Source organism: Novosphingobium decolorationis (assembly GCF_018417475.1).
GTDB classification, from domain to species: domain Bacteria; phylum Pseudomonadota; class Alphaproteobacteria; order Sphingomonadales; family Sphingomonadaceae; genus Novosphingobium; species Novosphingobium decolorationis.
On sequence record NZ_CP054856.1, the window covers coordinates 4,431,126 to 4,457,965 of the forward strand.

At 64.6% G+C, this 26,840-nt stretch carries 22 protein-coding genes, 1 tRNA gene, 1 other RNA gene and 3 pseudogenes; 18 read left to right on the top strand and 9 right to left on the bottom strand.

Annotated elements, in window-relative coordinates; genetic code table 11:
* Window positions 1–363: 363 nt before the first annotated feature.
* Window positions 364–440 (bottom strand) — tRNA-Pro (locus HT578_RS20520).
* Window positions 441–750: 310 nt separating this feature from the next.
* Here HT578_RS20520 and yajC point away from each other — a divergent pair.
* The 6 genes and pseudogenes from yajC to HT578_RS20550 all read left to right on the top strand — a co-directional run bounded on the left by yajC (window position 751) and on the right by HT578_RS20550 (window position 6,479).
* Window positions 751–1,083: a preprotein translocase subunit YajC gene (gene yajC, locus HT578_RS20525; RefSeq protein WP_039394620.1), complete on the top strand. Its 333-nt coding sequence runs from the start codon at window positions 751–753 to the stop codon at window positions 1,081–1,083.
* Window positions 1,084–1,163: 80 nt separating this feature from the next.
* Window positions 1,164–2,771 carry a protein translocase subunit SecD gene (gene secD, locus HT578_RS20530; RefSeq protein ID WP_213501265.1) on the top strand — a complete coding sequence of 536 codons (1,608 nt, stop codon included), beginning with the start codon at window positions 1,164–1,166 and terminating at the stop codon, window positions 2,769–2,771.
* 11 nt (window positions 2,772–2,782) lie between these two features.
* Window positions 2,783–3,769: a protein translocase subunit SecF gene (gene secF / locus HT578_RS20535; protein ID WP_039394615.1), complete on the top strand. Its 987-nt coding sequence runs from the start codon at window positions 2,783–2,785 to the stop codon at window positions 3,767–3,769.
* 726 nt (window positions 3,770–4,495) lie between these two features.
* A pseudogene (locus HT578_RS20540) lies at window positions 4,496–5,165 on the top strand (reverse transcriptase domain-containing protein); the annotation flags it as partial.
* Between the two features lie 75 nt (window positions 5,166–5,240).
* Window positions 5,241–5,699: a group II intron maturase-specific domain-containing protein gene (locus tag HT578_RS22620; protein WP_213501431.1), complete on the top strand. Its 459-nt coding sequence runs from the start codon at window positions 5,241–5,243 to the stop codon at window positions 5,697–5,699.
* 258 nt (window positions 5,700–5,957) lie between these two features.
* On the top strand, window positions 5,958–6,479 hold the full coding sequence (locus HT578_RS20550) for a DUF502 domain-containing protein (protein WP_213501268.1): 522 nt from the start codon (window positions 5,958–5,960) through the stop codon (window positions 6,477–6,479).
* A gap of 54 nt (window positions 6,480–6,533) precedes the next feature.
* On the opposite strand, the gene HT578_RS20555 is transcribed toward HT578_RS20550, so the two are convergent.
* The 5 genes and pseudogenes from HT578_RS20555 to HT578_RS22635 form a co-directional block, all read right to left on the bottom strand.
* Window positions 6,534–7,742, bottom strand: coding sequence for a glycosyltransferase (locus tag HT578_RS20555; RefSeq protein ID WP_213501269.1), 1,209 nt, complete (start codon window positions 7,740–7,742; stop codon window positions 6,534–6,536).
* A 30-nt stretch (window positions 7,743–7,772) separates the two neighbouring features.
* Window positions 7,773–8,369 carry a helix-turn-helix domain-containing protein gene (locus HT578_RS20560; RefSeq protein WP_213501270.1) on the bottom strand — a complete coding sequence of 199 codons (597 nt, stop codon included), beginning with the start codon at window positions 8,367–8,369 and terminating at the stop codon, window positions 7,773–7,775.
* A 72-nt stretch (window positions 8,370–8,441) separates the two neighbouring features.
* Window positions 8,442–8,987, bottom strand: a complete 546-nt coding sequence (locus tag HT578_RS22625) for an ATP-binding cassette domain-containing protein (protein ID WP_422394400.1) — start codon at window positions 8,985–8,987, stop codon at window positions 8,442–8,444.
* A 3-nt stretch (window positions 8,988–8,990) separates the two neighbouring features.
* Window positions 8,991–9,314: pseudogene (locus tag HT578_RS22630) on the bottom strand (ATP-binding cassette domain-containing protein); the annotation flags it as partial.
* 540 nt (window positions 9,315–9,854) lie between these two features.
* A pseudogene (locus HT578_RS22635) lies at window positions 9,855–10,238 on the bottom strand (ATP-binding cassette domain-containing protein); the annotation flags it as partial.
* A gap of 169 nt (window positions 10,239–10,407) precedes the next feature.
* Here HT578_RS22635 and HT578_RS20570 point away from each other — a divergent pair.
* From HT578_RS20570 to HT578_RS20585, 4 genes are all read left to right on the top strand, one after another.
* Window positions 10,408–10,731, top strand: a complete 324-nt coding sequence (locus tag HT578_RS20570; protein WP_213501272.1) for a PepSY domain-containing protein — start codon at window positions 10,408–10,410, stop codon at window positions 10,729–10,731.
* 123 nt (window positions 10,732–10,854) lie between these two features.
* Entirely contained in the window at window positions 10,855–11,532 is a 678-nt protein-coding gene (locus tag HT578_RS20575; protein ID WP_039394601.1) for a response regulator transcription factor, read from the top strand.
* Window positions 11,533–11,587: 55 nt separating this feature from the next.
* Entirely contained in the window at window positions 11,588–12,946 is a 1,359-nt protein-coding gene (locus HT578_RS20580; protein ID WP_144401048.1) for a sensor histidine kinase, read from the top strand.
* 145 nt (window positions 12,947–13,091) lie between these two features.
* Window positions 13,092–13,295, top strand: coding sequence for a hypothetical protein (locus tag HT578_RS20585; protein ID WP_039394598.1), 204 nt, complete (start codon window positions 13,092–13,094; stop codon window positions 13,293–13,295).
* A 109-nt stretch (window positions 13,296–13,404) separates the two neighbouring features.
* Here the strand turns inward: HT578_RS20585 and HT578_RS20590 are convergent, their stop codons facing one another.
* Complete coding sequence (locus HT578_RS20590) at window positions 13,405–13,704, bottom strand: chorismate mutase (RefSeq protein WP_039394595.1); 300 nt, start codon at window positions 13,702–13,704, stop codon at window positions 13,405–13,407.
* Between the two features lie 109 nt (window positions 13,705–13,813).
* On the opposite strand from HT578_RS20590, the gene HT578_RS20595 reads away from it, so the two are divergent.
* Together HT578_RS20595 and HT578_RS20600 are read left to right on the top strand one after the other, a co-directional pair.
* Entirely contained in the window at window positions 13,814–14,830 is a 1,017-nt protein-coding gene (locus HT578_RS20595) for a polyprenyl synthetase family protein (RefSeq protein WP_039394592.1), read from the top strand.
* A 123-nt stretch (window positions 14,831–14,953) separates the two neighbouring features.
* A complete protein-coding gene (locus HT578_RS20600) occupies window positions 14,954–15,721 on the top strand; it encodes an energy transducer TonB family protein (protein ID WP_213501273.1) in 768 nt (255 codons plus the stop codon).
* Window positions 15,722–15,736: 15 nt separating this feature from the next.
* On the opposite strand, the gene HT578_RS20605 is transcribed toward HT578_RS20600, so the two are convergent.
* Window positions 15,737–17,692, bottom strand: coding sequence for a putative bifunctional diguanylate cyclase/phosphodiesterase (locus HT578_RS20605; protein WP_239026389.1), 1,956 nt, complete (start codon window positions 17,690–17,692; stop codon window positions 15,737–15,739).
* A 170-nt stretch (window positions 17,693–17,862) separates the two neighbouring features.
* Between HT578_RS20605 and hrpB the strand changes: the two genes are divergently transcribed.
* The 3 genes from hrpB (at window position 17,863) to ffs (ending at window position 20,841) form a co-directional block, all read left to right on the top strand.
* Window positions 17,863–20,319 carry an ATP-dependent helicase HrpB gene (gene hrpB, locus HT578_RS20610; RefSeq protein WP_213501275.1) on the top strand — a complete coding sequence of 819 codons (2,457 nt, stop codon included), beginning with the start codon at window positions 17,863–17,865 and terminating at the stop codon, window positions 20,317–20,319.
* Window positions 20,320–20,364: 45 nt separating this feature from the next.
* On the top strand, window positions 20,365–20,643 hold the full coding sequence (locus HT578_RS20615) for an ETC complex I subunit (RefSeq protein ID WP_213501276.1): 279 nt from the start codon (window positions 20,365–20,367) through the stop codon (window positions 20,641–20,643).
* A 103-nt stretch (window positions 20,644–20,746) separates the two neighbouring features.
* An RNA gene (gene ffs / locus HT578_RS20620) (signal recognition particle sRNA small type) lies at window positions 20,747–20,841 on the top strand.
* Window positions 20,842–20,876: 35 nt separating this feature from the next.
* Here ffs and HT578_RS20625 read toward each other — a convergent pair.
* A complete protein-coding gene (locus HT578_RS20625) occupies window positions 20,877–21,374 on the bottom strand; it encodes a hypothetical protein (RefSeq protein WP_213501277.1) in 498 nt (165 codons plus the stop codon).
* 164 nt (window positions 21,375–21,538) lie between these two features.
* On the opposite strand from HT578_RS20625, the gene HT578_RS20630 reads away from it, so the two are divergent.
* The 3 genes from HT578_RS20630 (at window position 21,539) to lon (ending at window position 26,590) form a co-directional block, all read left to right on the top strand.
* Window positions 21,539–23,638, top strand: coding sequence for a DNA polymerase III subunit gamma/tau (locus tag HT578_RS20630; protein WP_213501278.1), 2,100 nt, complete (start codon window positions 21,539–21,541; stop codon window positions 23,636–23,638).
* Window positions 23,639–23,642: 4 nt separating this feature from the next.
* The gene (locus HT578_RS20635; RefSeq protein ID WP_039394576.1) at window positions 23,643–23,978 is read left to right on the top strand and encodes a YbaB/EbfC family nucleoid-associated protein; all 336 of its coding nucleotides are present in this window, start codon (window positions 23,643–23,645) and stop codon (window positions 23,976–23,978) included.
* A gap of 206 nt (window positions 23,979–24,184) precedes the next feature.
* Window positions 24,185–26,590 carry an endopeptidase La gene (lon, locus tag HT578_RS20640; protein WP_239026647.1) on the top strand — a complete coding sequence of 802 codons (2,406 nt, stop codon included), beginning with the start codon at window positions 24,185–24,187 and terminating at the stop codon, window positions 26,588–26,590.
* Window positions 26,591–26,840: the final 250 nt, after the last annotated feature.

A 26,840-nucleotide genomic window follows, 5' to 3' on the forward strand; every position in this document is an offset into this window, starting at 1 on the left:
GGGCAGGTCTTGGGTCAGGTGCCTGCGGGAAGGGGCGAATCGCTGTTCCGGGTGTCATCAGGCACCTCGCCGGTCTGGGGGCCCCGAGCCATGGGGAGGATTCGGCCTGCAACCCGTCCGCGTCGTCAATGTGATTCGATCTGCAACCGTCCGCTGGGACCGCCGAACGCCGGTCCGCGAACACCAGGCAGGGCCTCGCGCCCGGGCCTGTGGCCGCATGACTGCCCCTTGGAGCCCGTCGTCGCGGCCCGGGAACGGGCGGAAAGCGGCGGAAACCCTGGTGGCAACTTACGGGCCGCGCACATACGAAAACGGGCCGCTTTCGCGACCCGTTTCGTGTCATCCTGTGATGACTTGTAGAATTGGTCGGGACGAGAGGATTCGAACCTCCGACCCCCACACCCCCAGTGTGATGCGCTACCAGGCTGCGCTACGTCCCGACCGGAGGGCGCCCTATAGGCGGGCTTTTTCAGGAGCGCAACCCTCTATCGACATGATCGGCAAGGTTTCTTCGCAAACTCTTCAAACGGCCTTGGAACTGCGTGGTCGGCTGCCTACCTTTCGCGGCGGGTTGGGGTGAGAGTCGGCAGGTTCGTTGCCAGCTTGGCGCTTTGTTGCTAACCGCCCGCATCCGGTACAGCCCTTTAAGGGCAGTGCCTCGATGCCCGGTGCGCCGGGTCGGTCCTGCAAGACCGGCTTGCGAAGCGCGCGGGCGATCGGGGCGACGACATAGAAGGTTTCTTAGGTTCCATGAACAGCTCGATTCTCAACCAGCTTGCCGCCGCATCGGGTGGGGCCGCCCCCGCCTGGCTGCAGTACCTGCCCTTTGTGGCGATGGCGCTCATCTTCTGGTTCCTGATCCTGCGCCCGCAGATGAAGCAGCAGAAGGAGCACCGCTCCAAGCTGGAATCGATCAAGCGCGGCGACGAAGTTCTCACCGGCGGGGGCTTCGTGGGCAAGGTGGTCAAGGTCGATGACAACTACGTCGAGGTCGAGCTCGCCAAGGGCATGGTCGTCAAGGCGGTGAAGTCCACCATCAGCGACGTCATCCCGCCCGCCGGCAAGACGCCCGCGAACGACTGATTTGTTCAGGCATGAGCCGGTCCTGCGTAGGGCCGGCCACGTCTGTCTAGCCTCGTCCTCCTGGAGTAAAGCACAAGGCAATGCTCGATTTTCCCGTATGGAAGAAGGTCTGGTTCTGGGGAGTCGCGCTGATCTGCGCGGCCCTTGCCCTGCCTTCGCTGTTTTCCCTGGCGAACGCGCCGTGGCCCTCTGCGCTTCCCAATGCGCAGGTGAATCTGGGCCTCGACCTTGCCGGTGGCAGCCACATCCTCCTCGAGGCCGAGAAGGGCCAGGTCGCCCAGCAGCGCATCGAAAACATGGAAGAGAGCGTGCGCGCCCGCTTCCGCGCCGCCAGCCCGGGTATCGCCATCGGCGACATCTCGCGCACCAATGGCCGCCTCTCGTTCATGCTCAAGGATGCAAGCCAGGTTGACGCTGCGCGCGATGAACTGGTCAATCTCACCACGGGTGCAGGGCTCACCGGCCAGCGTGACTGGGATATCCGCGTCGAGGACGGCAACCGCTTCATCCTCACGCCGACCCAGGAAGGGCTCGACCAGGCGACTTCGGACGCCATGGATTCGGCCATCGAGGTCGTGCGCAAGCGTATCGACGCGCTCGGTACCCGTGAGCCCACGATCATTCGACAGGGTGATGCGCGCATCGTCGTGCAGGTCCCCGGGCTCGATGACCCCGATGCGCTCAAGCAGCTGATCGGTCAGACCGCCAAGCTCGAATTCAAGATGGTCGACGAGAATGCGGCCCCCAACGACGTGGCGAACGGCATCGCGCCTCCGGGCGACGAGATCGTGCCCTATGCCGAAGGCAGCGAAGTGGGCGGCGTCTCGGCCATCGCGGTCAAGCGCCTGGGCGGCATCAAGGGTGACCAGCTGACCAACGCGCAGCAGTCCTTCGAGCAGCAGACCAACCGTCCGGTCGTCTCGATCACGTTCAACCAGCAGGGCGGGGCGAAGTTCGCCGAACTGACCCAGCAGAACGTGGGCAAGCGCTTCGCCATCATCCTGGACGGCAAGGTCCTGTCGGCCCCCAGCATCAATGAGCCGATCCTGGGCGGCAGCGCGCAGATTGCGGGCAGCTTCAGCGTCGAATCGGCGACTCAGCTCGCCATCGCCCTGCGCTCGGGCGCGCTTCCGGTCGACCTCACCGTGGTCGAGGAGCGCACCGTGGGTCCCGACCTTGGTGCCGACTCGATCAAGAAGGGCCTCATCGCCATGGGCGTGGGCTCGCTGCTCGTGATCGCGCTGATGGTCGGTTCCTATGGCCGTTTCGGCATCTACGCGACCTTCGCGCTCATCATCAACGTACTGATGATCCTGGGCATCATGGCGCAGATCGGTACCACGCTGACCTTGCCGGGTATTGCCGGTTTCGTGCTCACCATCGGCGCCGCGGTCGATGCCAACGTTCTGATCTACGAGCGTATCCGCGAGGAGCGCAAGCGTGGGCGGCGTGTCTTCACCTCGGTGGAGAACGGCTACAAGGAAGCCAGCCGCGCGATCTATGACGCGAACATCACCAACTTCATCGCCGGTGTTCTGCTCTTTGCGTTCGGCTCGGGTCCGGTGCGCGGCTTCGCGGTCGTTCTCATCATCGGCCTGTTCACCAGCGTCTTCACCGGCGTTGCCATGACGCGCATGTGGGTGGCCGGTTGGCTGCGCGCGAAGCGTCCCGCAGACCTGACCATCTGAAGGCTGATCTCATGCGCCTCATCAAACTTGTCCCCGACAACACGAACATTCACTTCCTGCGCTGGCGGGTGCCGTTCTACATCATCTCCTGCCTGCTGATTGCGGCGAGCTGGGGGTTGGTCTTTACCAAGGGCCTGAACTACGGCGTCGACTTTGCGGGCGGTCAGGAAATCCAGGCCACCTTCACCAAGCAGGAGGAGGCCCCGATCGCGAGCCTTCGCGAGCTGATCGGCGGGCTTGGCTATGGCGAGCCCGTGATCCAGCGCTTCGGCGAAGCGAACGAAGTCTCGATCCGCTCCAAGCTGCCCGAGGAAGCCGAAGGCAATCCGGGCGCGGCGGCGCAGATCTCCAAGCAGATCACCAGCGCCATTTCGACGGCCTATCCCGATGTGCGCATCGATGGTGTGAGCACCGTTTCGGGCAAGGTCTCGGGCGAGTTCCGCGAAATGGCGATCTGGGCGCTGGGCGCGGCAATGCTGGCGATCTCGCTCTATATCTGGGTGCGTTTCGAGTGGCAGTTCGGCGTGGGGGGGCTCTTTGCGCTGTTCCACGACGTCTCGCTGACGCTGGGCATGTTCGCGCTGTTCCAGATGGAGTTTTCGCTCCAGATCATCGCGGCGATCCTGGCGATCATCGGCTATTCGCTGAACGATACCATCGTCGTTTATGACCGCATCCGCGAGGACCTGAAGAAGTACCGCAAGATGCCGCTGCCCGAACTGCTCGACATGTCGGTCAACGAGACGCTGGCGCGTACGGTGATGACCTCGGCCACGCTGTTGGTTGCTCTGATCCCGCTCCTGATCTTTGGTCCGGAGAGCCTGTTCGGTCTCGTTGCGGCGATCACGGTGGGTATCTTCGTGGGCACCTACAGCTCGATCTACATGGCCGCGCCGATCCTGATCTGGCTGGGTGTCTCGGGCGAAAGCTTCATTCCCAACGAATCGGACATCGACCGCCAGGAGCGCCTCGCGCGCGAGCGTGCGGCCAAGCCGTAAAGGCTGCGGTCACGACAGATACGAAGAAGGGGCGTCTTCGGGCGCCCCTTTTTTGTGTGCCGGGCACGGCGTTGATGCAGGAGGTGTAAGTCCTTTGCAGGCCTGCTGGTGGGAACTGCTAGCTGAAGGCAACTGCGTCGCCGCGAGGCGGGGTGGGGAGGAAGCCGGAGGCAAAGCTCGGAGCTGACGAACAGGAATCGGATAGAAGGCCGGTGCGGCGGGATAACCCAGCAATGGATGGGGATGTCCGATAGCCAGACAGACGCGCGCATTGGTAAATCCGGCAGCGACCGAGTGAAGGATCAACGTCTTACCCCGGGAGATCTCCTGGCCTCTCCGGACGATCCGGAGAACAGCGGCAGTGATGTTGCTGGATGGGCCCGGAGAAGTCAGCAGCGGTCATAGTAGCGGGCGCAAGCCGGCGAAGGACCAAATTCGGTACCCAAGGAGCAAGACTGGGCACATTCGATGGGTGTGGAGCGGCAGCAAGGTAGCGGGAAGCAGCAGGACTTCTTCGATGAAGCCCTGAAGGCATCGCTTGGCCACGACGTCACCGGCAAAGGCGGAACTGGCGCTGGGACGATCGAGGAGCGGCAATCACCCACGGCATGGGCCGAGCCCCTCGCCTTGACGCGTTACGTGATGGAGGAGGTGGCCAGCTCGGCCAACCTGAACCAAGCCTACAAGCGGGTGAAAGCGAACAAGGGGGCGCCGGGCGTGGACGGGATGACCGTCCCCGACCTGCGTGACTGGATTGCAGGAAACCGTGAGAGGCTGATCGCCTCGTTACTCGACGGTACTTACCGTCCAAGCCTGGTGCGCGGAGTTGAAATTCCCAAACCCGGCGGGAAAGGAGTGCGCCAGCTGGGCATTCCGACGGCTGTCGACCGGCTGGTACAACAGGCGATACTGCAAGTCCTGGATCCCGTCCTTGATCCGACATTCTCGGCATCGAGTTTTGGGTTCCGCCCCGGACGCGGCGCACACGATGCGCTGCGTCAGGCCCGAGACTATGTGCGGGACGGCTATGCGATCGTCGTAGACCTCGACCTGGAGAAATTCTTTGATCGGGTGAACCACGACATCGTCATGGCCCGTCTGGCCCGGCACATCGCCGACCCACGCCTGCTCGTCATCATCCGCCGGTTTCTACAGGCCGGGATGCTGTCGGGTGGTGTGCACGTCGAACGGCAGGAGGGGACCCCGCAAGGCGGCCCTCTCGCCGCTGATCGCTAACCTCATTCTGGATGACCTCGACAAGGAGCTCGAACGCCGGGGCCACCGGTTCTGCCGCTACGCCGACGACTGTAACATCTATGTACGGTCACAGGCAGCGGGGGAGCGCGTCATGGCTTCGGTTACCGCCTTGCTGGAAGGCAAGCTCCGACTCCGCGTCAATCAGGCCAAGAGCGCGGTTGCACACGTCCGGGAACGTACCTTCCTCGGCCACCGTCTGACAGCGGGAGGCTTTTTGAGCATAGCGAACAAAAGTCTCACGCGGCTGAAGGAGCGGCTCAGGGCGATTACGCGCCGCAACCGAGGCATCAGCCTCGCGGCGATGATCGCACAGACCAATGCCTTCACTACAGGGTGGGTCACCTACTACCGACACGCCCGGGCTCAGACGGTTTTGCGCGAGATCGACAGCTGGCTCCGGCGCAAGCTTCGCTGCGTCCGGCTCAAACAGTGCAAGCGCACCATGACGATCGCCACTTTCTTAAGGGAAAACGGCGTCCCAGAATGGCAGGCTTGGATCTTCGCGCTCTCGGGAAAGGGCTGGTGGCGCCTGTCGGGCAGCCCTCAGGCCGCCCACGGCATGCCCAACGCATGGTTCGATCAGGCAGGTCTCTCAAGCCTCGCTCTCCAACATGCCGCCTTAAACCGTACCGGAAACCGCCGTGATACGCAGTACGTACGTCCGGTGGTGTGAGAGGGGGGCGCCGTGAGGCGCCCCCCTACTCGATTATGTATCTGGATGCGAGGTGTGTTCCGGGGGGAGGAAGTTGGCATCCGTCGGTTTCATGGCCGCGATTTGGTGTTGTCCCCCAGTTTGTTTTGACAGTGCCAGTTGAACCGACCATCGTGCGGGCCTCGAGTTGGGGGTATTTGCATGTATCTTGGCATGAGGTTCTTCAAGTCTACTGTGATTGGAGGAGCATTCTTCCTCGTTCCACTCGTGGTGATCGCCGTGATTATCGGAAAGGCTCTGGGCTTCATGCGCAAGCTCGCGATGCTCTTTTCCGGTTTTTTCGAGATCGATTCGGTCAACGACGTCCTGTTCCTCGATATTCTCTCCGTCATCGTGCTGGTTCTGGTGTGCTACCTTGCTGGGCTGGTCGCCAGGACGCGCGCCGCGGTCCGCCTGGTGCAGTGGCTGGAGGAAGGGCTCCTCAACAAGATCCCGCTCTACCTGTTCTTCAAATCGCTTGCTGGCGGCGGGCCTTCTCACGAGGCTGATCCCACCCTGATCCCGGTCTGGGTCCGGCTCGACGATTTCTTGCAGTTGGCCTTCGAGACCAAAAGGCAGGAAGATGGACAGGTCGTGGTCTTCTTTCCCGGAGCGCCCAATCCCTGGTCAGGAGCCCTTGGTCTGGCGGACCCGGAAAGGGTCACGCCCGCCGAGATGACGATGATGCAGGCCATTGCCTACCAGAGCCGGCTCGGCTCGCTCGAAGCCCGGGTGAAGAAGGCGGCCCCGGACACGCCGTGACAGTCCTGAGGGCGGGGGCCGGATCGGGGCCTGGGCCTGGGCCTGGGCCTGGGCCTAGCGTCCTGTGTGCACCGGCCGTCCTTCCAGGACATCGCTCCAGAACTGGACGAGGTTCTCGGCGTTCTTGCCCCAACTGAAGCGATGGACGTTCGCGGCGACTTCGTCCTGCGACGGCGGATCGGCGAGGATGTCGCGGATGGCCTCGGCGATTGCATCGGGGGTACGCTCGGCAATGCGGCCTGCGCTGGGGTCCTTCATGACTTCGCGCGCGCCGCCAATGTCGGGAATGACAATGGGTGTGCCCGAGGCCAGCGCCTCGATCCAGACGTTGGCCAGCCCCTCGCTTGCCGAGGGCAGCACCATCACATCGGCCGCGCAAAGGAGCTGGGGAAGCACGTCGTGGCTGACCATGCCGAGGAAGTGGACGCGATCAGCGACGCCCAGGATCTTCGCCTCGGCCTTCAGGCGTGCCTCGTCCTCGCCCGTGCCGGCAAATGCGAGGCGTGCTTCGGGGAAGTGAATGAGTGCTTCCAGGACAAGCCGCTGGCCCTTGCGGGCGATGAGCGCCCCCGGGGTTACGATCAGAGGGCCGATGTTCCAGATCTCAAGGCCGGGCATGGCCGAGACCAGGGTCCGCGCGGCGCTGCGTTCGATGGGGTGGAAGCGCTCGCGGTCGAGCCCTGTGTAGTGCACCCCGATCCGCTCCTCGGGCATGCCAAGCGCAATCATGTCCTCGCGCAGCGCCTGGCTGACGGCAAGGAGCCCGGCGGCCTGCTCGGCCGCCTGCTGCATCTGCGCGCGCGGCGAATCGCGCCGTCCCCAGTAGTGGATGTCCGCGCCGCGTGACTTGATCGTGAGCGGGATTCCCAGTTCGCGCGCGACAAGGGCCGCAGCCGGGCCGTCGGGGAAGAAGAACTGGGCATCGACGAGGTCGAAGGGGACTTCTGCGTGCAGGCGGCGGACGAGGGGGAGGATGGCCTTGGCGATTCGGCCGGGATTGCTGTCTCCGCCCAGCTTGGGGATGGTGGTGAAGCGTGGGTAGTAGGTCGGGATGCCCGCATCGTCGCTCTCTTCGGGGAGGTCCTTCAGGGCGCTGTAGGGTGCGCGCGTGGATAGAGGCCAGGGTGGGATGCCCAGGGGGCTGACCATGACGAGGTCGACATCGCCGCGCGCGGCGACCGCGCGCATCTGGTTGGCCACAAAGATACCGAAGCCGGGCTTCACTGCATTGGGGAACAGCGTGGCTATCGAGAGAACGCGCATGTCAGTGCCTCGTTTGCGGTGCGCGCTCGCTCAGAGGGCGCGCACGAGTGTTTCGGCCAACGCGATCCATTCCGGATCCTCGATGCGGAGAGGCGGGCGCCGGACAAGGGAAGGAAGCAGTGTGACGAGGCTTCGTTCCTCATCCGTTGAAATACTTACGATTCGTCCGAAGGAAACGCGTCCCCCCGGCAAGGGGACCAGGGCCTCACGATTGATGAGATGCGACGTGGCGGCCGCCAGCGCGCCCGCATCGAGGTGGCGCATCCACACCTGGTCGCCCGCGCGGTAGTCACTGGCGGCGACTTCGATGCCCAGAACCACCCAGCGGGCAAGCGGGTCGATCTCGCTGTGGGGAAGGACGTCATGGGGGGCGCTCAGTGGGCGCAGGCCGGTTGGGCCATGGCTTGCGATCATGCGGGCGGGGCTTGCCGCTTCGGCGCGCAGGAGGCTTCCCGCCTCAACTCCGAGGGCTGCGGCGATGCGGTTCATCCAGTCGAGCGAAAGCGTGCGCGCGCCGGTTTCGAGCCGTCCGATGGTCTGGGCAGTGGTGGGCGGCGAACAGGCCGCAGCGACATCCGCCAGGGTCATGCCCTTCTGCTGGCGGATGGCGCGGATTCGATCAAGCATGGAAAGCGGGGCCTGCGGATAACCGGATTGGCTTGCCACCTTCCTCGTAAATTACCGATTTGGCAAGTTCTGTCAGCCTTCGACCTGTTCGGCGAGTTCCAGCCAGCGCTCTTCGGCGGCTTCCTTTTCGGCCTGGGCCTTTTCGATGGCCTTGGTCAGCGCCGCGAACTTGTCCGGGTTCTTCGTATAAAGGTCCGGGTCGGCAAGCGCCGTCTCGTCGCGTTCGATTGCCGCTTCCAGTTCCTCTATCCGTCCCGGCAGCAGGTCGTAGTCGCGCTGGTCCTTGTAGGAGAGCTTGGTGCTCTTGGGCTTGGGCGGAGGAGGGGGCGCGGTCTCGGCGCTGGCGCTCTTTGCCTTGCCGGCCGAGGTCCTCTCGCGCCGCTTGGCTTCCCAGTCGGCATAGCCGCCGGCGATCACGTCGATGTGGCCGCTGCCGTCGAGCCCCAGCGTCAGGTTGACGGTGCGGTCGAGGAAGTCACGATCGTGGCTGACGATGAGCACGGTACCCTCGTAGTCCGAGATCACTTCCTGAAGGAGATCGAGGGTCTCGAGGTCGAGGTCGTTGGTCGGCTCGTCGAGCACGAGGAGGTTCGAGGGGCGGGCGAACTCACGCGCCATGAGGAGGCGCGATTGCTCGCCGCCCGAAAGGGTGCCGACCTTGGCGTCGATCAGCGAGGGATCGAACAGGAAGTCCTTGAGGTAGCCCTGCACGTGCTTGCGCACGCCGCGCACGTCGACCCAGTCGCTGCCCTCGGCGATCACGTCGCGCAGCTGCATCTCGGGTTTGAGGAACGAGCGCTGCTGGTCGAGGACGATGGAGGTCATCGTCTGGGCCTGCGTGACTGTGCCCTCATCGGGGGCAAGTTCGCCAGTCAGGATCTTGAGCAGGGTTGACTTGCCCGACCCGTTCGAGCCGACGATGCCGATGCGGTCGCCGCGCTGGATGCGCAGGGAAAAGTCCTTGATGACGGTGCGTTCACTCTCGCCTTCGCCAAAGCGCTTGGTGACGTGTTCGGCGACGATGACCGACTTGGTCTTGGAGCCATCGCCCGAGACACCGAGCTTGGCGGTGCCCTGCGGGCCCATCATCGCGGCCCGCTGGGCGCGCATTTCCCACAGCTTGGCCAGGCGGCCCTGGTTGCGCTTGCGCCGTGCGGTGACGCCGCGTTCCAGCCAGTGCGCCTCGATCTTGAGTTTCGCGTCGAGCTTTTCGGCGGCGCGGGTCTCTTCCTTCTGGACTTCCTCTTCCCACGCCTCGAAGCCGCCGAAGCCGACTTCCTTGCGGCGGATCGAGCCGCGGTCGAGCCACAGCGTCGCCTTGGTCAGACGGGTGAGGAACGTGCGGTCGTGGCTGATGACGACGAAAGCGCCCTTATAGCGCTGGAGCCAGCCTTCGAGCCATTCGATGGCGGCGAGGTCCAGGTGGTTGGTCGGCTCGTCGAGCAGCAGGAGGTCGGGCTCGGAGGCGAGCGCGCGGCATAGCGCTGCGCGGCGGCGCTCACCGCCCGATGCGCTCTTCGCCTCGCGGGAGAGGTCGATGCCGAGCTGGTCGGCAATCGCTTCCACCTCGTGGGGCTGCGGGCCGTCCTCGCCGTGGATGGCGAAGTCGAGCAGCGTGGCATAGCCGGTGAAGAAGGGGTCCTGCTCCAGCGTGACGACGCGCGTGCCGGGCTGGATCGAGCGCTTGCCCGCGTCCGCCTCGACGATCCCTGCGATCAGCTTGAGCAGCGTCGTCTTGCCTGCGCCGTTGCGGCCGATCAGGGCGAGGCGGTCGCGCTGGGCGATGTTGATGTCGAGATCCTGGAAGAGCCAGCCGGTGCCCTGGATCAGGCCGAGGCCTTCCCAGCTGAGAATAGGTGCAGTTGCCATAATGCCAGCGCCCTACAGGGGCAGGGCAGGGGCTGGCAAGCGTCCTTGGCGGCGGAGGCCCGGTCACCGCAGTAAGACCTGTCGCGAATGGACAACACTTGCCCCGTTGCATGGCGCATCGGGCATTCAGGGCTTGTTCAATCCCTCTGCCTTAGGCAACCAGACCATAATGAAATATCGTAGCTTTTCTTCCACAGCGGTCGCCGCGATGGTTCTGGCTCTCTCGGTCGGCGGCGCGGCTGCGCTTCCGGCTCGGGCCGAGGCCCAGAACGGTGAGCAGGGCCAGGTGCGCAAGGAGCGCCGGGCGGGCAACATCCTGTCCAGTCGGCAGATCGAGAAGATTGTCCTGCCGCGCATGAGCGGGATGCAGTACATCGGGCCGGAGTATGATCCTGCCGCCATGGCCTACCGCCTGAAATTCATCGAGAACGGCAAGGTCTACTATGTCGATGTGGACGCGCGTACAGGGCGGATCATCGGCCAGTCGAACTGAGCCTGGCAGCGTCGCGATCGCGGCCCTTTGGGCGCGCGTCGCGGGAACCTCCCGCGTTCCCGTCGCTTGACGCTGCACAGCTTTGCACCCATCTCGCATGGGACCCTAGAGGGAGGACCAGAATTGCGCATCCTGATCGTCGAGGATGAACCCACACTCGGCAACCAGCTCAAGTCCACGCTGGAGCAGAACGGCTATGCCGTCGATCTTTCGGTCGACGGTGAAGATGGCCATTTCCTCGGCTCGACCGAGGACTACGACGCGGTCATCCTCGACCTCGGCTTGCCCGAGATCGATGGCCTGACGGTGCTGGGCATGTGGCGCAAGGAAGGGCGCAACTTCCCGGTGCTGGTGCTGACGGCACGCGATTCGTGGTCGGACAAGGTCGCCGGGCTCGACGCGGGCGCGGACGACTATCTCGCCAAGCCGTTCCAGACCGAGGAGCTGATCGCGCGCCTGAGGGCGCTGATCCGCCGTGCTTCGGGCAATACCTCCAGCGAACTGACCGCAGGCGATGTGCGTCTCGACACGCGCTCGGGCCGTGTGACGCTGGCCGGAGAGCCGGTCAAGCTCACCGCGCAGGAGTACAAGCTGCTGTCCTACCTGATGCACCACAAGGGCAAGGTGGTCAGCCGCACCGAACTGATCGAGCACATCTACGATCAGGATTTCGACCGCGATTCGAACACGATCGAGGTTTTCGTGACGCGCATCCGCAAGAAGCTCGGGTCCGACGTCATCACCACGATCCGTGGCCTTGGCTACAGCCTCGACGATCCCGCAGAGCCGACCCGGGCCTGAGTCGTCGGGAGAGGCGAGGGTGACCAGCGCGCGCGGGCCGGTGCCTGCACAGGACATGCCGGCCAATACCGGCTCGCTCGCGCGGCGCATGATGCTGATCGCGGCAGGCTGGATCTCGATCCTGCTGCTGCTGGGTGGTTTCGCACTCGACAGTGCGCTGGCGGGCCTCGTCACGCGCAATTTCGACGAGCAGCTCAGCTACATGCTGCTGGGCATGATCGGCTCGGCCGAGATCGCGCCCGATGGCGAGGTCTATTTCAACCGGCCGCTGGGCGACCAGCGCTTTCTTGAACCCAATTCGGGCCTGTACTGGCAGATTCGCGCCAAGGGACATGAGGACTTTTCCTCGCGCTCCTTGTGGGATCTGACGCTGGATGTTCCGGCCGATCACTACGACGCGCAGCCCCACGTCTACAATTCCGACCAGTTCCAGGGCGAACCGCTGCGGGTGATGGAGCGCTCGATCATCCTGCCTGGCAGCGATGCCGAGTGGATGTTCACCGTGGCGGCGAGCCGTGAGGAACTGGACGAGCAGATCAAGACGTTCCGCTCGATCCTCATCTACAGTTTCGCGGTGCTGGGGGTCGGCCTCCTGCTCATGGCGGGCCTTCAGACGTGGTACGGCCTGTTCCCCTTGCGTCATGTGCGCCGGGCCATCCAGAAGCTGCGCACGACCGGCGTGGCGCGGGTGAACGATCCGCTGCCCAAGGAAGTCGCCCCGCTGGTCGAAGAGCTCAACGCGCTGCTCGCCCATACCGAGAATCAGGCCGAGGAGGCGCGCACCCATGCGGGGAACCTCGCCCATGCCCTCAAGACGCCGCTGACGGTGGTCACCAACGCGGCCTCGGCGCAGGATCCCGATCTCGACAAGACGGTGATCCGCGAGGTCGCCAACATGCGCCGCCATGTCGACCACCATCTTGCCCGCGCCCGCGCGGTCGGACGTCGCGCGGCGGGCATGTCGCGCGCCGAGGTCTGGCCCAGCCTAGAAGCGGTGTTCCGCGCGGTCGAGCGGCTCTACGACACGACTCGCTTCGACCTTGATGGCGACAAGGGCGCCACGGTCGCGCTGGAAAAGCAGGACCTGGAGGAACTTCTCGGTAACCTCATCGAGAATGCGGCGAAGTATGGGGGCGGCAGTGTCTTCGTGACGGTCGATCCGCCCGGGGCCGATCCCCGTCCGGGGCTGTGCGAAATCTGGATCGAGGACGATGGCATGGGCATCCCCGAGGCCGAGCGTCCTCGCATCTTCGATCGCGGCGCACGTCTCGATACCGGCAAGCCGGGCACGGGCCTTGGCCTTGCCATCGTGCGCGATGTCGTGGAAATCTACGGTGGCTCGGTCGAACTCGCCGAAAGCGAGGACCTGGGCGGCCTGCTGGTCAAGCTACGGCTGCCGCGCGCGGCGGTGTAAGCCTCGGTGTGCATGGCAACCTTTCGCGGGGCCATGCGCTTTGGGGGAAAGGTGGCCCGGCAACGGTTGCAGCGTGGGCGCGAAGGTCTATGTCGGCCCCCATACCGACATTCCCATTTCTCATGCGACAAGGCGAGGAGCCGACATGAACGAAGACATCACCCTGACGCTGACCACGGACGAAGTCGCCATGCTGGTCGACGCCCTGGAAGTGGACCTGGAAGGTTACCTCGAATCTTCCAAGGAAGCCGAATCGACCGGCAATCGCTCGGAAGTGAAGACCTTCAACGATGCGGCCCTTCGCATTCAGACCCTCATGGCCAAGCTTCAGGAATACGTTCCGGAGTAAGCCTTTCGGCGCTGTTCGGTCGCCGCGGGACGCGGCGCCGTTCGCATACGAAAAAAGCCGTCGCGTAGTGCGACGGCTTTTTTCGTATGCGGGCAGGGTGTGCGCGGGATCAGGCGTTCTTGGCACGCTCGTGATGGCGGATCACTTCCTGGATGATGAAGCGCAGGAACTTCTCGCCGAAGTCGGGGTCCAGGTTCGCCTCCTCGGCCAGCTTGCGCAGGCGGTCGATCTGGATCTGCTCGCGGCCGGGGTCGGAGGCGGGCAGGTCGTGCTCGGCCTTGTAGGCGCCGACCGCCTGCGTGATCCGAAAACGCTCGGCCAGCATGTGAATGAGGGCGGCATCGATATTGTCGATGCTGGAACGAAAGCCGGCAAGAACCGGATCGGAGGCGGGCGTATCCTGTGTCATCGTCTGGGCGCGCTAGCATGGCTTTTCCCCCTCGGCCAGTCGCGCAATGGAGCCGAAGGCGTCCTTTTTGCACTTGCGTCAGAGCGCGCGAGCCCCCATTGCGCCCCCGATGAGTGCAGAAGTCATATCCTTGCGGGAACGCGGGTCGCAGCCTTCCCTCGCTCCCATGCTGGCGCTGACGGCGCCGGGCATGAACAGCGTCAACGCTGTCATCCTTGACCGGATGCAGAGCGAGATCCCCCTGATTCCGGCGCTCGCCGGGCATCTGATTGCCGGGGGAGGCAAGCGCATGCGCCCGATGCTGACGGTCGCAGGTGCCGAACTGTGCGGTTACCAGGGCACGCGCCACCACAAGCTGGCGGCCGCCGTGGAATTCATCCACACCGCCACCCTCCTGCACGACGACGTCGTCGACGGGTCGGAAACGCGCCGTGGCAAGGCGGCGGCCAACATCGTGTTCGGCAATCCCGCGACGGTGCTGGTGGGTGACTTCCTGTTCACCCGCTCGTTCGAACTGATGGTCGAGGATGGCAGTCTCAAGGTTCTCAAGATCCTCTCGACGGCGAGTTCGATCATCGCTGCTGGCGAAGTCGACCAGCTGACCGCCCAGCGCCGGATCGAGACGAGCGAGGATCATTACCTCGATATCATCGGCTCCAAGACGGCGGCGCTGTTCGCGGCGGCCACGCGCATTTCGGCGGTGATCGCCGAGAAGGGCGAGGCCGAGGAACTGGCCCTCGATTCCTATGGTCGCAACCTCGGGATCGCGTTCCAGCTGGTGGACGATGCCATCGATTACGATTCCGAGGCCGCCGAATCGGGCAAGGACAAGGGCGACGATTTCCGCGAGGGCAAGATGACCCTGCCGGTGATCCTGGCCTACGCGCGCGGCAACGCCGAGGAGCGCAAGTTCTGGGAAGACGCCATCGCGGGCTTCCGCTGCGATGATGAGGACCTCGCCCACGCGATCACGCTCATCAACAAGCATGGCTGTGTCGAAGCGACGCGCGAGCGGGCGCGCATGTATGCGCAGCGCGCCATCGATGCGCTGTCGATCTTCCCGTCCGGCGCGGCGCGCGACGCCATGGCCGAAGCTGTCCAGTTCGCGGTCGCTCGCCGCTACTGAGGGCCGGATCGTCGTCTGATATCAGATGTATAGCGTTACGCCCCCGATAAGGGCGGCGTAACGCACCATTTGCGCGGCCACAGCAATTGCAGCGCTCTTGGCAGACGGCTAAGGCAGGCCGTGATGCGAGACGTCTCGGCACTTTCCCATACCGGTTACCGCTCCGGTTCCGCGCGCCAGCGCGCCCTCTCGGCTTCGCTGTCGGCGGGTATCGTCGTGCTCGTTCTGCTCGCGGCGATCTACCAGACCCAGATCGCGCCGCGTCTTGACGATGCCGCTCCCACGGTGACGAGCTTCGACGTCGAGGGAGAGCAGCAGGACAAGGGCGACAAGGCCGCCGAGGAAAAGCAGGAAGAGGTGCAAGAAGAGGAAAAGCCCGCCGAACGCGAAGTGCCCGAGCGCTTCGTCGAGCCGGTCGAGGTGCCGCCGGAGAAGGCGCCGACAGCACCGCAGCCCAAGCCTGCCTATTCCTGGCTCAAGATGTCGAGCACGGATATGGCCGCGGCCGATATCGGCAAGATGCGCGCGCCAGCCCCGACGACCGGAAACGAAGCGGGAGGGGGCAAGACCTACGGACCCGGCGAGGGGCCGGGCGGCGCTGTCCTTTACAATGCCGATTGGTACCGACGGCCGACCAATGCCGAGCTGGCCAGCTATCTGCCTGCGCAGCGCCCCGATGAGGGATACGGTCTCATCGCATGCCAGACCATCGCCGACTACAGGGTCGAGAACTGCCAGATTCTGGGCGAATCGCCGCGGGGCTCGGGCTTCGGGCTCGCGGTCCTCAACGCAGCCTGGCAGTTCCGCGTGAAACCGCCTCAGATCAACGGGAAAGCCCAACTTGGCACCTGGGTGCGGATCCGCATCGACTACGGTATCCGCAAGCTCTAGGCCTGAGAGATATCGCTATTGGGCGAGCTGCGTGTGCACGCTGTTGCCCACGTCCATCCGGTGCAACAGGGCCGCAAGCGGCATGGGCCGTGCGATCAGATAGCCTTGCGCAAGCGGAAAACCGGCCAGGCGCGCGCTGATGAGCTGATTGTCGGTCTCGATACCTTCGATAACGCATTCCAGGTCGAGAGAGCGGGCAAGGTTGCGGATCGCCGTGATCAGCCGTCGCCCGGCCGCTTCGTCGAGCTGTGAGGCAAAGCTGCGGTCGATCTTGAGCACATCGAGCGGCAACTGGTGGAGCGAGGACAAGCTGGAATAGCCCGTGCCGAAATCGTCGAGCGCGATCTTCGCCCCGGTCGCGTGAAGACGGCCAAGCGCGCTGCGGGCGCGTTCGAGTTCGGTGATGAGCGAAGTCTCGGTGATCTCGAAGAGAAGGCGCTTGGGTGAGCAGGTCATTCCCGCGATCCGGTCGAGGAGCCCGGCAATCGTGCTCGGGTCCGACAGGTCGTGGCCGGACAGGTTGAAGGACATGCGCAGGTTTTCGGGCAAGGCTTCCATCGCCTGCAACGCCTTGTCGAACAGGATCAGGGTGACGTCGCGCGCGCGTCCCAGGCGCTCCCCTGTGGAGATGAGCTGTTCGGGCGAGACCTCGCCGATCAGGGGGGATGTCCAGCGGGCCAGGCACTCGACGCCGATGAAGCGCAGGTTCGTCGTATCGACGATCGGTTGGAAGGCGAGCGAGAGTTCGGCATCCAGATCAGCGGCCTGGAGCGCGGTATCGAGGGTTTGCTCCGAGCGGATCAGGGCCTCAAGTTCCTCGGTAAAACGCACGCATTGCCCGCGCTTGTGGTTCTTGGCGTGGTAGAGCGCGAAGTCGGCACGGTCGAACAGCAGGTTGGCCGTCGTTGCCGCTTCGGGATAGGAGGCAAGGCCGACAGAGCAGCCGACCGACACGACCACATCGCCCAGTTGACCGGGCTTGCCGATTTCCTCGGCGAGGCGCTGGGCGACGGCTTCGGCTTGCTGGAGGTCGCCCATGACGATCAGCCCGAATTCGTCACCGCCGAGCCGCGCAAGGATGGTGTCGGCGGGCGCGGCCTCGACCATTCTCTGGCCCAGAATGGAGAGCAGGCGATCGCCGTTGGCATGGCCATAGGTGTCGTTGACCGGCTTGAAGCGGTCGAGGTCGAGCAGACCGACGCAAAACGGGCGATCACGTGGCGAACCGGCAAGGAGCTTTTCGAGGGCGGTGAAGAAGTAGCGGCGATTGGGAAGGCCGGTGAGAGCATCGGTCTGGGCAAGGTAGGCGTTCTCTTCGCCCAGCGACTGGGCCTGGCGCCGTTCGCTGTTGAGCGCGCGCTGCGAGACTTCGAGCTCCACGAAGGCGTTGTAGGAATTGCGGGTCAGCTTCAGGATCACGACGGCCACCAGCGCGAGGTTGATGGCGATTGCGATGTAGACTTCGGTTCCGATGTAGAGCGCGTGGACGAGGAAGGAGAACGTGCCGGTCACGCAGACGGCCTCGGCGGCCTGGGGCAGGAAGCTGAGACAGTAGACGCAGCCGAGCAGGGTCACGGCCACGAAGATCGCGACATGGCCGTGTTCGTAGGGCCCGCCATAGAGATCGAGCGTGAAGGCCCAGAACACGAAGGCGAGCGAGAACACGAAGGACAGGCGCGTCGTCGCACGGAGCTTGGCCGCAACGAGGCTGGGGACGAAGGATTCCGCCTTGACCGGCCGGATCCAGATCACCATGCGCATGAGCGAAACACCTATCAGCACGGCCGGAATCGCGTACGCGAGGATCGCGGGAGCCACGTGACGATGGGTATAGGCCAGGATCGTGGTGTTGGCGGACAGAAGCCCGTAGAGAGCCGGGATCTGCTGGCGCAGCCTTAGATACTGCGCGACAACCAACGGATGCTGACCGGCTTTCGCGGTGTTCAGGCGAGGGCTATTCTCTTGCTGCAAATCCGAAGTCTCCGCAGGCATGGCTAACGGACAATGATTGACGAAATGTACACGTGCCGGAAAATGAGACAGGTCCTTCCTTCTACGATGTTTTATGCATTTAACCATATGACTTGCGAATTGTTGCGCAGATCGTGTGAACGAGGCGATCATCTGTCGGGAGGTCGGGGATGACACGCTTGCCCGTAGAAGAGGTTCTCCACCAGCTTTGCAGGGCCCTGGATGTTCATGCAGGGGCGGTCCTCATCGCGCCTCCAGGGGCCGGCAAGACCACCGCAGTGGCGCCAACGCTGCTCACCCAGCGCTGGTGTACAGGCAAGATCATCCTGCTTTCGCCGCGCCGTGTCGCGGCCCGTGCAGCGGCGGAGCGCATGGCCGAACAGCTTGGTGAAAAGGCGGGCGATACGGTTGGCTATCTCACGCGGCTTGATAGCCGGACCTCGGCACGCACGCGGATCCTGGTGATGACCGAGGCGATTTTCGTCTCGACGATCCTGGCCGATCCCGAGCTCGACGGGGTCAGTGCCGTGCTGTTTGATGAAGCGCACGAGCGCCACCTCGACAGCGATCTGGGCCTGGCCCTGGCACGCGAATGCCAGGACGTGCTGCGCGAGGACCTGCGCATCCTGGTCATGTCCGCGACGCTCGACGGCGCCCGCTTTGCCAGCCTGCTGGGTCCCGGAACGCAGGTCATCGAGAGTGAAGGACGCGCCTGGCCACTGGAAATACGTTGGCTCGGACGCGCGGCGGAGAAGCGTGTCGAGGAATCGGTGGCTTCGGCCGTCCTGCAGGCCTGGCGCGAGGAGGACGGGGATATCCTCGCCTTCCTGCCTGGCGTGCGCGAGATCGAGCGCGTCTCGGAACGTATTCGTGAGCACCTGCCATCTGCGCAGATCCATGCGTTGCACGGCCAATGCGATCCCGCGGCCCAGCGTGCGGCAATCCGGCGCGATCCGGAAGGGCGCCGCCGGATCGTTCTGGCAACCGCGATCGCCGAGACATCTCTTACTCTTGATGGCGTGCGCGTCGTGGTCGATGCCGGGCTCGCGCGGCGCGCCGAGTTCGACAAGGCCGCGGGCGTCACCCGCCTCGTTACGCACGCGGCCAGTCAGGCCTCGGCGGCGCAGCGGGCCGGACGCGCGGGCCGTCAGGGGCCGGGTGTCGCCTATCGATTGTGGGAAGAGGCGGCGCACGCCGGGCGGCCCGCCTTCGAGGCTCCCGAGATCAAGGTTAGCGATCTGGCACCGCTCACGCTCTCACTCGCACAGTGGGGGACGGGCGATCCGGCGCAGATGGCCTGGATCGACCCGCCGCCCGAAGCTGCGCTGGCGGCGGCCAGGACGCAGCTTCTCGGGCTGGGCGCGCTTGACGAGGAGGGGCGGATTACGCCTTTCGGAGACAAGGTCGCACGCCTGCCGATGAGCCCGAGCCACGCGACCATGATCCTTCAGGCCTGCACGTATGGCTGCGCGCGCACGGCTGCCCGGCTTGCGCTGCTCTTGCAGGAAAGAGGGCTTGGCGGGCGCGGTGACGATCTTGCGCAGCGCCTGGCGCGGTGGGGTGCGGATCGCTCCGCACGCGCCGAGGCGGCGCGCAAACTGGCGGCAGGCTGGGCGCGCAAGGCACAGGCGCTGATGAAAGGAGTTGTCGAGGAGGCGCAGGACGTACCGCCCGCGATCCTCCTTGCCATGGGGCAGCCCGCCATGCTGGCCCGGCGGCGTGATCCGAGTGGGGAGCATTGGTTGTCGGCGGGGGGGCGTGGGTATGTTCTCGATCCGACCTCACCTCTCGCCGCGCGCGAGTGGATGGTGATCGGCGATGCGCAGGGACAGGCGCGTGGGGCGCGCATTCTCTCGGGCATCCCGCTCGAAGCGGCGGAGGTCGAGGGCTGGCTCGGTGATCGAATGGAGCGTCGCTCGATCCTGCGCTGGAACGAGGCCGAGGCGCGCGTGGAGGCCCGCCTCGAGCGGCGGATTGGCGCGATCGTGTTGGCGAGCGGGCCCGATCCTGCGCCCGATCCGGATTCGATTCGCGCCTTTCTTCTGGAGCGGGTGCGCGCCAGTGGGCTCGACATCGTGCCGATGGGCAGGGCCTCGCTCGCGCTCTTGCGACGTGCGCGCCATGCCGGGGTAGAGGCGCTGGGCGAGGCGGCGCTGCTCGAGGACCTGGAAGACTGGCTGGGTCCAGTCCTGGGGCGGCGACTCGACGCTATCGACCAGGGGGCGCTGCATGGCGCGCTGCGTGGCCGCCTAACCTGGGAAGACCAGCAGCGAATCGATCATCTGGCACCTGCGGAATTTCGCAGTCCGGCTGGCACAAGTCATGCCATCGATTACGAAGATGAAGGCGGGCCGAGCGTGGAGGTGCGCGTGCAGGCACTGTTCGGGCTCGACCGGCACCCGGGCTATGGGAAGCCCGAAAATCCGTTGCTTTTGAAGCTGACTTCGCCCGCTGGCCGTCCGATCCAGACCACCCGCGATCTCCCCGGGTTCTGGCGGGGGAGCTGGAAGGACGTTCAGCGCGAGATGAAAGGGCGCTATCCCCGGCACCGCTGGCCGGATGAACCCTGGAACGAGAACCCCAGTCTGAAGACCAAAAACGCGTTCGAACGCTCCGGAAAGGCGTGATTTGAACTTGATTTCCGGCGCGATTTGGGGGCAATGCACATCCCCATGAGTGCACGCATCTATCAGCGCCCGAAGAATGCCATGCAGTCGGGCAAGGCCCTCCTGGACCAGTGGGTCCTCGAATTCCAACCCGCCGAGGCCAAGAAGCCCGATCCCCTCATGGGGTGGGCCGGTTCGGGCGACATGAAGCAGCAGCTCCAGCTGCGCTTCAACAGCGCCGACGAAGCCAAGGCCTACGCGACGCGGTACGGCATCGACGCCGAAATCCACGCGACTCCGCCGCGCCGTCTCAAGATCCAGGCTTACGCCGACAACTTTCGCTAAGCTTTTCCCTCAGGGGATAAGCATTTGAAAGGAATTGCCCGGCTTCAGGAGCTCCAGGCAATTCCCGGGTTGCATTCCTGCCAAAGCATTGCCATAGGGCGCGCCGGGAGTCGGATGGACGTTTGCGTTCGCCAACTTGGTCAGGTCCGGAAGGAAGCAGCCACAACGGATTGCGACGGGTCATTCGGCTCCTTTGAAAACAGCGCCCACTGGGCGCTGTTTTTGTTTGGGCCTCAATGGTTCTCTTCGGTCCTGGCGATTTCCCGGTCGATCGTGAGGGCAAGCCTGTCCCACTGGGCGGCGACCGAAAGCAGCATTGCGTGGATCTCGCCCGAGATGTGGACGATGGCGCGGCAGGCCTCCGCGTCGCTGGGGTTGCTTTCCAGCGTCTTGAAATCCGGTTCGAGCGCGGCGTCACGCCGGGCGTTTTCGTCGGTTGTCGATGCAAATTCGGGGCTCATGAGCGTCGCATCCAGAATTGCGCGGCGTTGTTCCGCGGAAATGTCCGTATGGTCGAGCCGCCCCAGCGTGCCTTGCGCGCGCGCGTTCACATAATTCTCCAGGCGCTCCTCGTAGCTTCCGTCGGCGAAGGGGCTGCTCAGGACCTGGGCGCGCGAGTCGGCGCTGGCGCAGTCCGCTGTGGCGAACACGGGCAGCTCGGGCAGGGGTGTCGCAGCGGTAGCGGGCGCAGCTGCGGAGGCCGCAAGCAGCGCAAGAACTTCAGAAATCATACCAAATCCAATTGCTTGATGGGGGTGCCTTGGTGATGTGCGTTGGCACGGTCCTTGGCAAGGTGCGTGCGGTGGACGGCACGAGGTCGCAGGCGCGCGAGTCTGTGGAGCAACGCGCAACGCACCTGACATTCCGTGCGCAAGCGCCTAGTCTTGCTGGCACGATGGACGATTCACGCGAAAACCCTGAGAACCGCCCGCCCTGGGATGATGCCGGGCAGGACGATCCGCGCCCCACCTCGCAGGAGCTCGAGGATGCCGGACAGGCCTCGATGTTCGGGGACGCGCCGGCGCAGGACCGCGGGGATGACGCGAACACGGCCGCCGACGGGCTGAGTGCGGCCGAACTGGAAGCGGCGGGACAAGCCTCCATGTTCGGTGGCGAGCCTGCGGCGCCTGCCGAGGAGGCCGCTCCAGACATCGAACTGGCACCATTTCCGGCTCCGGCCGCGCCCGCCACCGATGGCGCGCCTTCGTCGCAGGCAAAGACGGCCCCGGCTGTCGCGTCCGACGAAGCGCAGCAGCCTTACCGGGTGCTCGCCCGCAAGTATCGTCCCCAGACCTTCGACGAGCTGATCGGGCAGGAGGCGATGGTGCGCACGCTGGCCAACGCGATCAAGCGCGACCGCCTGGCCCACGCCTTCCTGATGACCGGCGTGCGCGGGGTCGGCAAGACCTCGACCGCGCGCCTGATCGCCAAGGCGCTCAACTGCATCGGTCCCGATGGCGAGGGCGGCCCCACGATCCATCCGTGCGGCCAGTGCGAGCCGTGCCGCGCGATTGCCGAGGGGCGCCATATCGACGTGATCGAGATGGACGCGGCGAGCCACACCGGCGTCGACGATGTGCGCGAGATCATCGAGGCGGTGCGCTATGCGGCCGTTTCGGCGCGCTACAAGATCTACATCATCGACGAGGTCCACATGCTGTCGCGCAACGCGTTCAACGCGTTGCTCAAGACGCTTGAGGAACCCCCGGCGCACGTGAAGTTCCTCTTCGCGACGACCGAAGTCGACAAGTTGCCCGTTACCGTCCTCTCGCGGTGCCAGCGCTTCGACCTGCGCCGTATTCCCACGCCGATGCTGGCCGAGCATTTCGCCAAGGTCTGTGGTCTTGAAGGTGTCGAGGCCGAGCCGGAAGCGCTGGCGATGGTCGCCTCGGCTGCCGAAGGTTCGGTGCGCGATGGCCTTTCGATTCTCGACCAGGCGATTGCCCATGCCGATCTCGACGGGGAAGGGCAGGTCCGCGCGGACAAGGTGCGCGATATGCTGGGCCTGTCCGACAAGACGGTGCAGCGCCAGCTTTTCGCGTACCTGCTGGAAGGCAATGGTGCGGGCGTTCTCGAGGTCGTGGCGCGCCAGTTCGCGCTCGGGGTGGAGCCGATCGCGCTCATGCGCGGGCAGATGGATCTGGCGCACCGTATCGCCCTGGCGCAGGTCTCCGGCTCCGAGCCGGAAGCGCATTCGGCCGAGGAACGCGAAGCCATCGGAGGCTGGGCGACGGCCCTGGCGGCCGGGCAGGTGCACCGTCTGTGGCAACTCCTTCTCAAGGGCTTCGAGGAAGTGAAGTCCGCGCCTGATCCGTTGGTGGCCGCGCAGATGGCGCTGCTGCGGATCATGCACGCCAGCGACATGCCCGATCCGGGATCGCTGGTGAAGAAGCTGGAGGATCTCGTCGCGCGCGGACCGGCTCCCACCCAGGTACCTACACCTGCACCTGCATCGCCACCTGCATCCGCGGCCCCGTCGGGTGAGGCGCCAACTCTCGCCGAGCCAGCCGGTTCTGCTTCTGGTGCCGCTGCGCCCGAGCAGGCCGCCGCTCCGGCCCCGGCAGCTCCACCGGCTTCTACGCCTGAGGCGATTGCACCGGAGTTCCTGGCCGCGCGCTGGGACAGCCTGGTCGACGAAGTCGAACACGCGGGCGGTCCGACGGTCGCGAACATCATGCGCATGCAGGTGCGGGTGGCGCATCTTGCACCGGGCACGTTGAAATACGAGCTTGCACCCAGCTTTCGCGAGGATATCAGCGGCTACCTGCGCGATGGTCTTGCCAAGGCCACGGGCCAGCGCTGGGAAGTCATGCGCGTCGAGAGTGGCGGGATGCCGACGATTGTCGAGCGGGCCGAGGCCGACCAGGCGGCAGCCTCGCAGGCCCTGCGCAGGGCCCCGCTTGTCGAGGCGACTCTGGCGGCCTTCCCGGACGCCGAACTGATCGAGGATGAACGGCCCGCCGCCATCGGCGGTGGTGGCCGCAACTGGAGATAATACAATGAAGTCCATGGAAGAAATGATCCAGGCGGCGCAGCAGGCCGCCGAGACGATTCAGAAGCAGATGACCGAAACCCAGAGCAAGCTCGACTCGATGGAAGTCGAAGGACTCTCGGGTGGCGGCCTTGTGAAGATTCGCTGCTCGGCCAAGGGCCGTGTCATCGGTGTTTCCATCGACGACAGCCTGATGCAGCCGAGCGAGAAGGGTATGCTCGAGGACCTGATCGCGGCGGCCTACAACGACGCGCGCGTCAAGGCCGATTCGGTTGCCAACGAAGAGATGGGCAAGGCGCAGCAGGGCATGGGTCTGCCGCCGGGCTTCAAGATGCCGTTCTGATGAATTTGTGCCGGGTTGTCCGCCACTTGGGCGACCCGGCGGTACCGCGATTGAACAGGCCAAGGGGAACTGCCGCAGGGCCTGTGAAGCACTTCCACAAGGCTTTGCGCGCTAACTCCATTGCGGATTGATAATTCGCCCCCATATCGTGGAACACTCTAAGGTGGGTGGCCGTTACGGCCCTCCACGAACAAGACCAGATGGAAATGCCCTTGAACCTGCTGCCCCTGCTTCCGCTCCGTGACATCGTCGTCTTTCCCGGCATGGTCGTGCCGTTGTTTGTCGGCCGTGAAAAATCGGTAGCGGCCCTCGAAGCCGCGATGGCAGGCGACAAGGACATCTTCCTTCTCGCGCAGCTCGATCCGGGCTGCGACGATCCCGACCGCGATGATCTCTACGACACCGGCGTGATCGCCAGCGTTCTCCAGCTGCTGAAGCTTCCTGACGGCACCGTGCGTGTTCTCGTCGAAGGACAGGAGCGTGCGAAGCTGGAGCGCCTGCGCGCCGAGCAGACCGACGATGGCGAGATGCTGCTGGCCGAAGTGGAGAAGCTCGAGGGCGTCGAAGCCGAAGGCACCGAAGTCTCGGCGATGATGCGTTCGGTCATCGACCAGTTTAACGAATACGCCAAGCTCAACAAGAAGCTGAGCCAGGACGCGGGCGACCAGCTCGACGATATCGAGGACGCGGCCAAGCTCGCGGATACGGTTGCTGCACAGCTTTCCGCCAAGGTTTCCGACAAGCAGGCTGTCCTCTCCGAGGATGATCCGCTCAAGCGTCTGGAAATGGTCTATTCCTTCATGGAAGGCGAACTCGGCGTCCTGCAGGTCGAGCGCAAGATCCGGGGGCGCGTGAAGCGCCAGATGGAAAAGACCCAGCGCGAATATTACCTCAACGAACAGCTCAAGGCGATCCAGTCCGAGCTCGGCGGCGGCGAAGGCGAGGAAGCCAACGAACTGCAGGAGCTGCAGGTCAAGATCGAGAAGACCAAGCTGTCGAAGGAAGCGCGCGAAAAGGCGAACGCGGAGCTCAAGAAGCTGAAGTCGATGCAGCCGATGAGCGCGGAAGCGACCGTCGTACGCAACTATCTCGACATTCTCCTGGGCCTGCCGTGGGGCAAGAAGAGCAAGCTCAAGCGCGACATCTCGACCGCGCAGGACGTGCTCGACGCTGACCATTACGCGCTCGACAAGGTCAAGGACCGCATCATCGAGTATCTCGCGGTGCAGGCGCGCACCAACAAGCTCAAGGGACCCATCCTGTGCCTCGTCGGGCCTCCGGGCGTGGGCAAGACCTCGCTGGGCAAGTCGATTGCCAAGGCGACGGGCCGTGAGTTCATTCGCCAGTCGCTGGGCGGCGTGCGTGACGAGGCCGAGATTCGTGGCCACCGCCGCACCTACATCGGCTCGCTGCCCGGCAAGATCGTTTCGAACCTGCGCAAGGCGGGCAAGTCGAACCCGCTCTTCCTGCTCGACGAGATCGACAAGCTGGGTCAGGACTTCCGTGGCGATCCGGCGTCGGCGCTGCTCGAGGTGCTCGATCCTGAACAGAACGCCAAGTTCCAGGACCATTACCTCGAACTCGACATCGATCTGTCCGACGTGATGTTCGTGTGCACCGCGAACAGCCTCAACCTGCCGCAGGCGCTGCTTGATCGCATGGAGATCATCCGTCTCGAAGGCTACACCGAGGACGAGAAGGTCGAGATTGCCGAGCGCCACCTCGTGGCCAAGCAGGTCGAGGCGCATGGCCTCAAGGACGGCGAGTTCACGCTGACCGAAGCGGGCCTTCGCGACCTTATCCGGTACTACACCCGCGAGGCGGGCGTGCGTACGCTGGAGCGTGAGATCGCGCGCCTCGCGCGCAAGTCGCTGCGCCAGATCCTCGAAGGCAAGACCAAGAGCGTGACCATCACGCCCGAGAACCTTGCCGACTACGCGGGTGTGCAGAAGTTCCGCCACGGCAACTCGGAAGAGGAGAACCAGGTTGGCGCGGTGACGGGCCTCGCCTGGACCGAAGTGGGCGGCGAACTGCTGACCATCGAAAGCGTGACCGTTCCGGGCAAGGGCCAGATCAAGGCGACCGGCAAGCTGGGCGAAGTCATGAACGAATCGATCCAGACCGCCTGGAGCTTCGTGAAGGCCCGTTCGCCCGCCTACGGTGTGAAGCCGAGCATCTTCAACAAGCGCGACATCCACATTCACCTTCCCGAAGGCGCCGTGCCCAAGGACGGTCCCTCGGCGGGTATCGGCATGGTGACTTCCATCGTCTCGACGCTCAGCGGTGTGCCGGTGCGCAAGGACGTCGCGATGACCGGTGAAGTGACGCTGCGTGGGCGCGTGCTCCCCATCGGTGGTCTCAAGGAAAAGCTTCTGGCGGCGCTGCGCGGCGGCATCACCACGGTGCTGATCCCCGAAGAGAACCGCAAGGATCTCGCCGAGATCCCCGAGAACGCGAAGCAGGGCCTCGACATCATTCCCGTCAGCCATGTTGACGAGGTGCTGGCCCGCGCGCTGACCGAAACGCTCGAGCCCATCGAGTGGACCGAGGCGGACGAACTTGCGGCCGCGCCTCCGGCCCACGGCGGTGTGAGCGGGGCGACCGCGCACTGAGCGTGCCGATCATCGGATTGAGAACAGGGAAAAGGGCGTCGCTTCGGTTGGCGCCCTTTTCCTTTTGTCACAGTCGTATCGGGGGCGGAACGACCTGATGGTCGACTGATTTTGCGTGTACTTGCCGTTGTTTGCGTAATCTTTTACCTCAATCGGACGCATTTTGCGCAATCAATGGCAAAGGGCGCTTGTCATTGGGGGCAGGACCCTGTAACGGCCCGCCTTCACGCTCGGGCATGGGCCCTTGCGT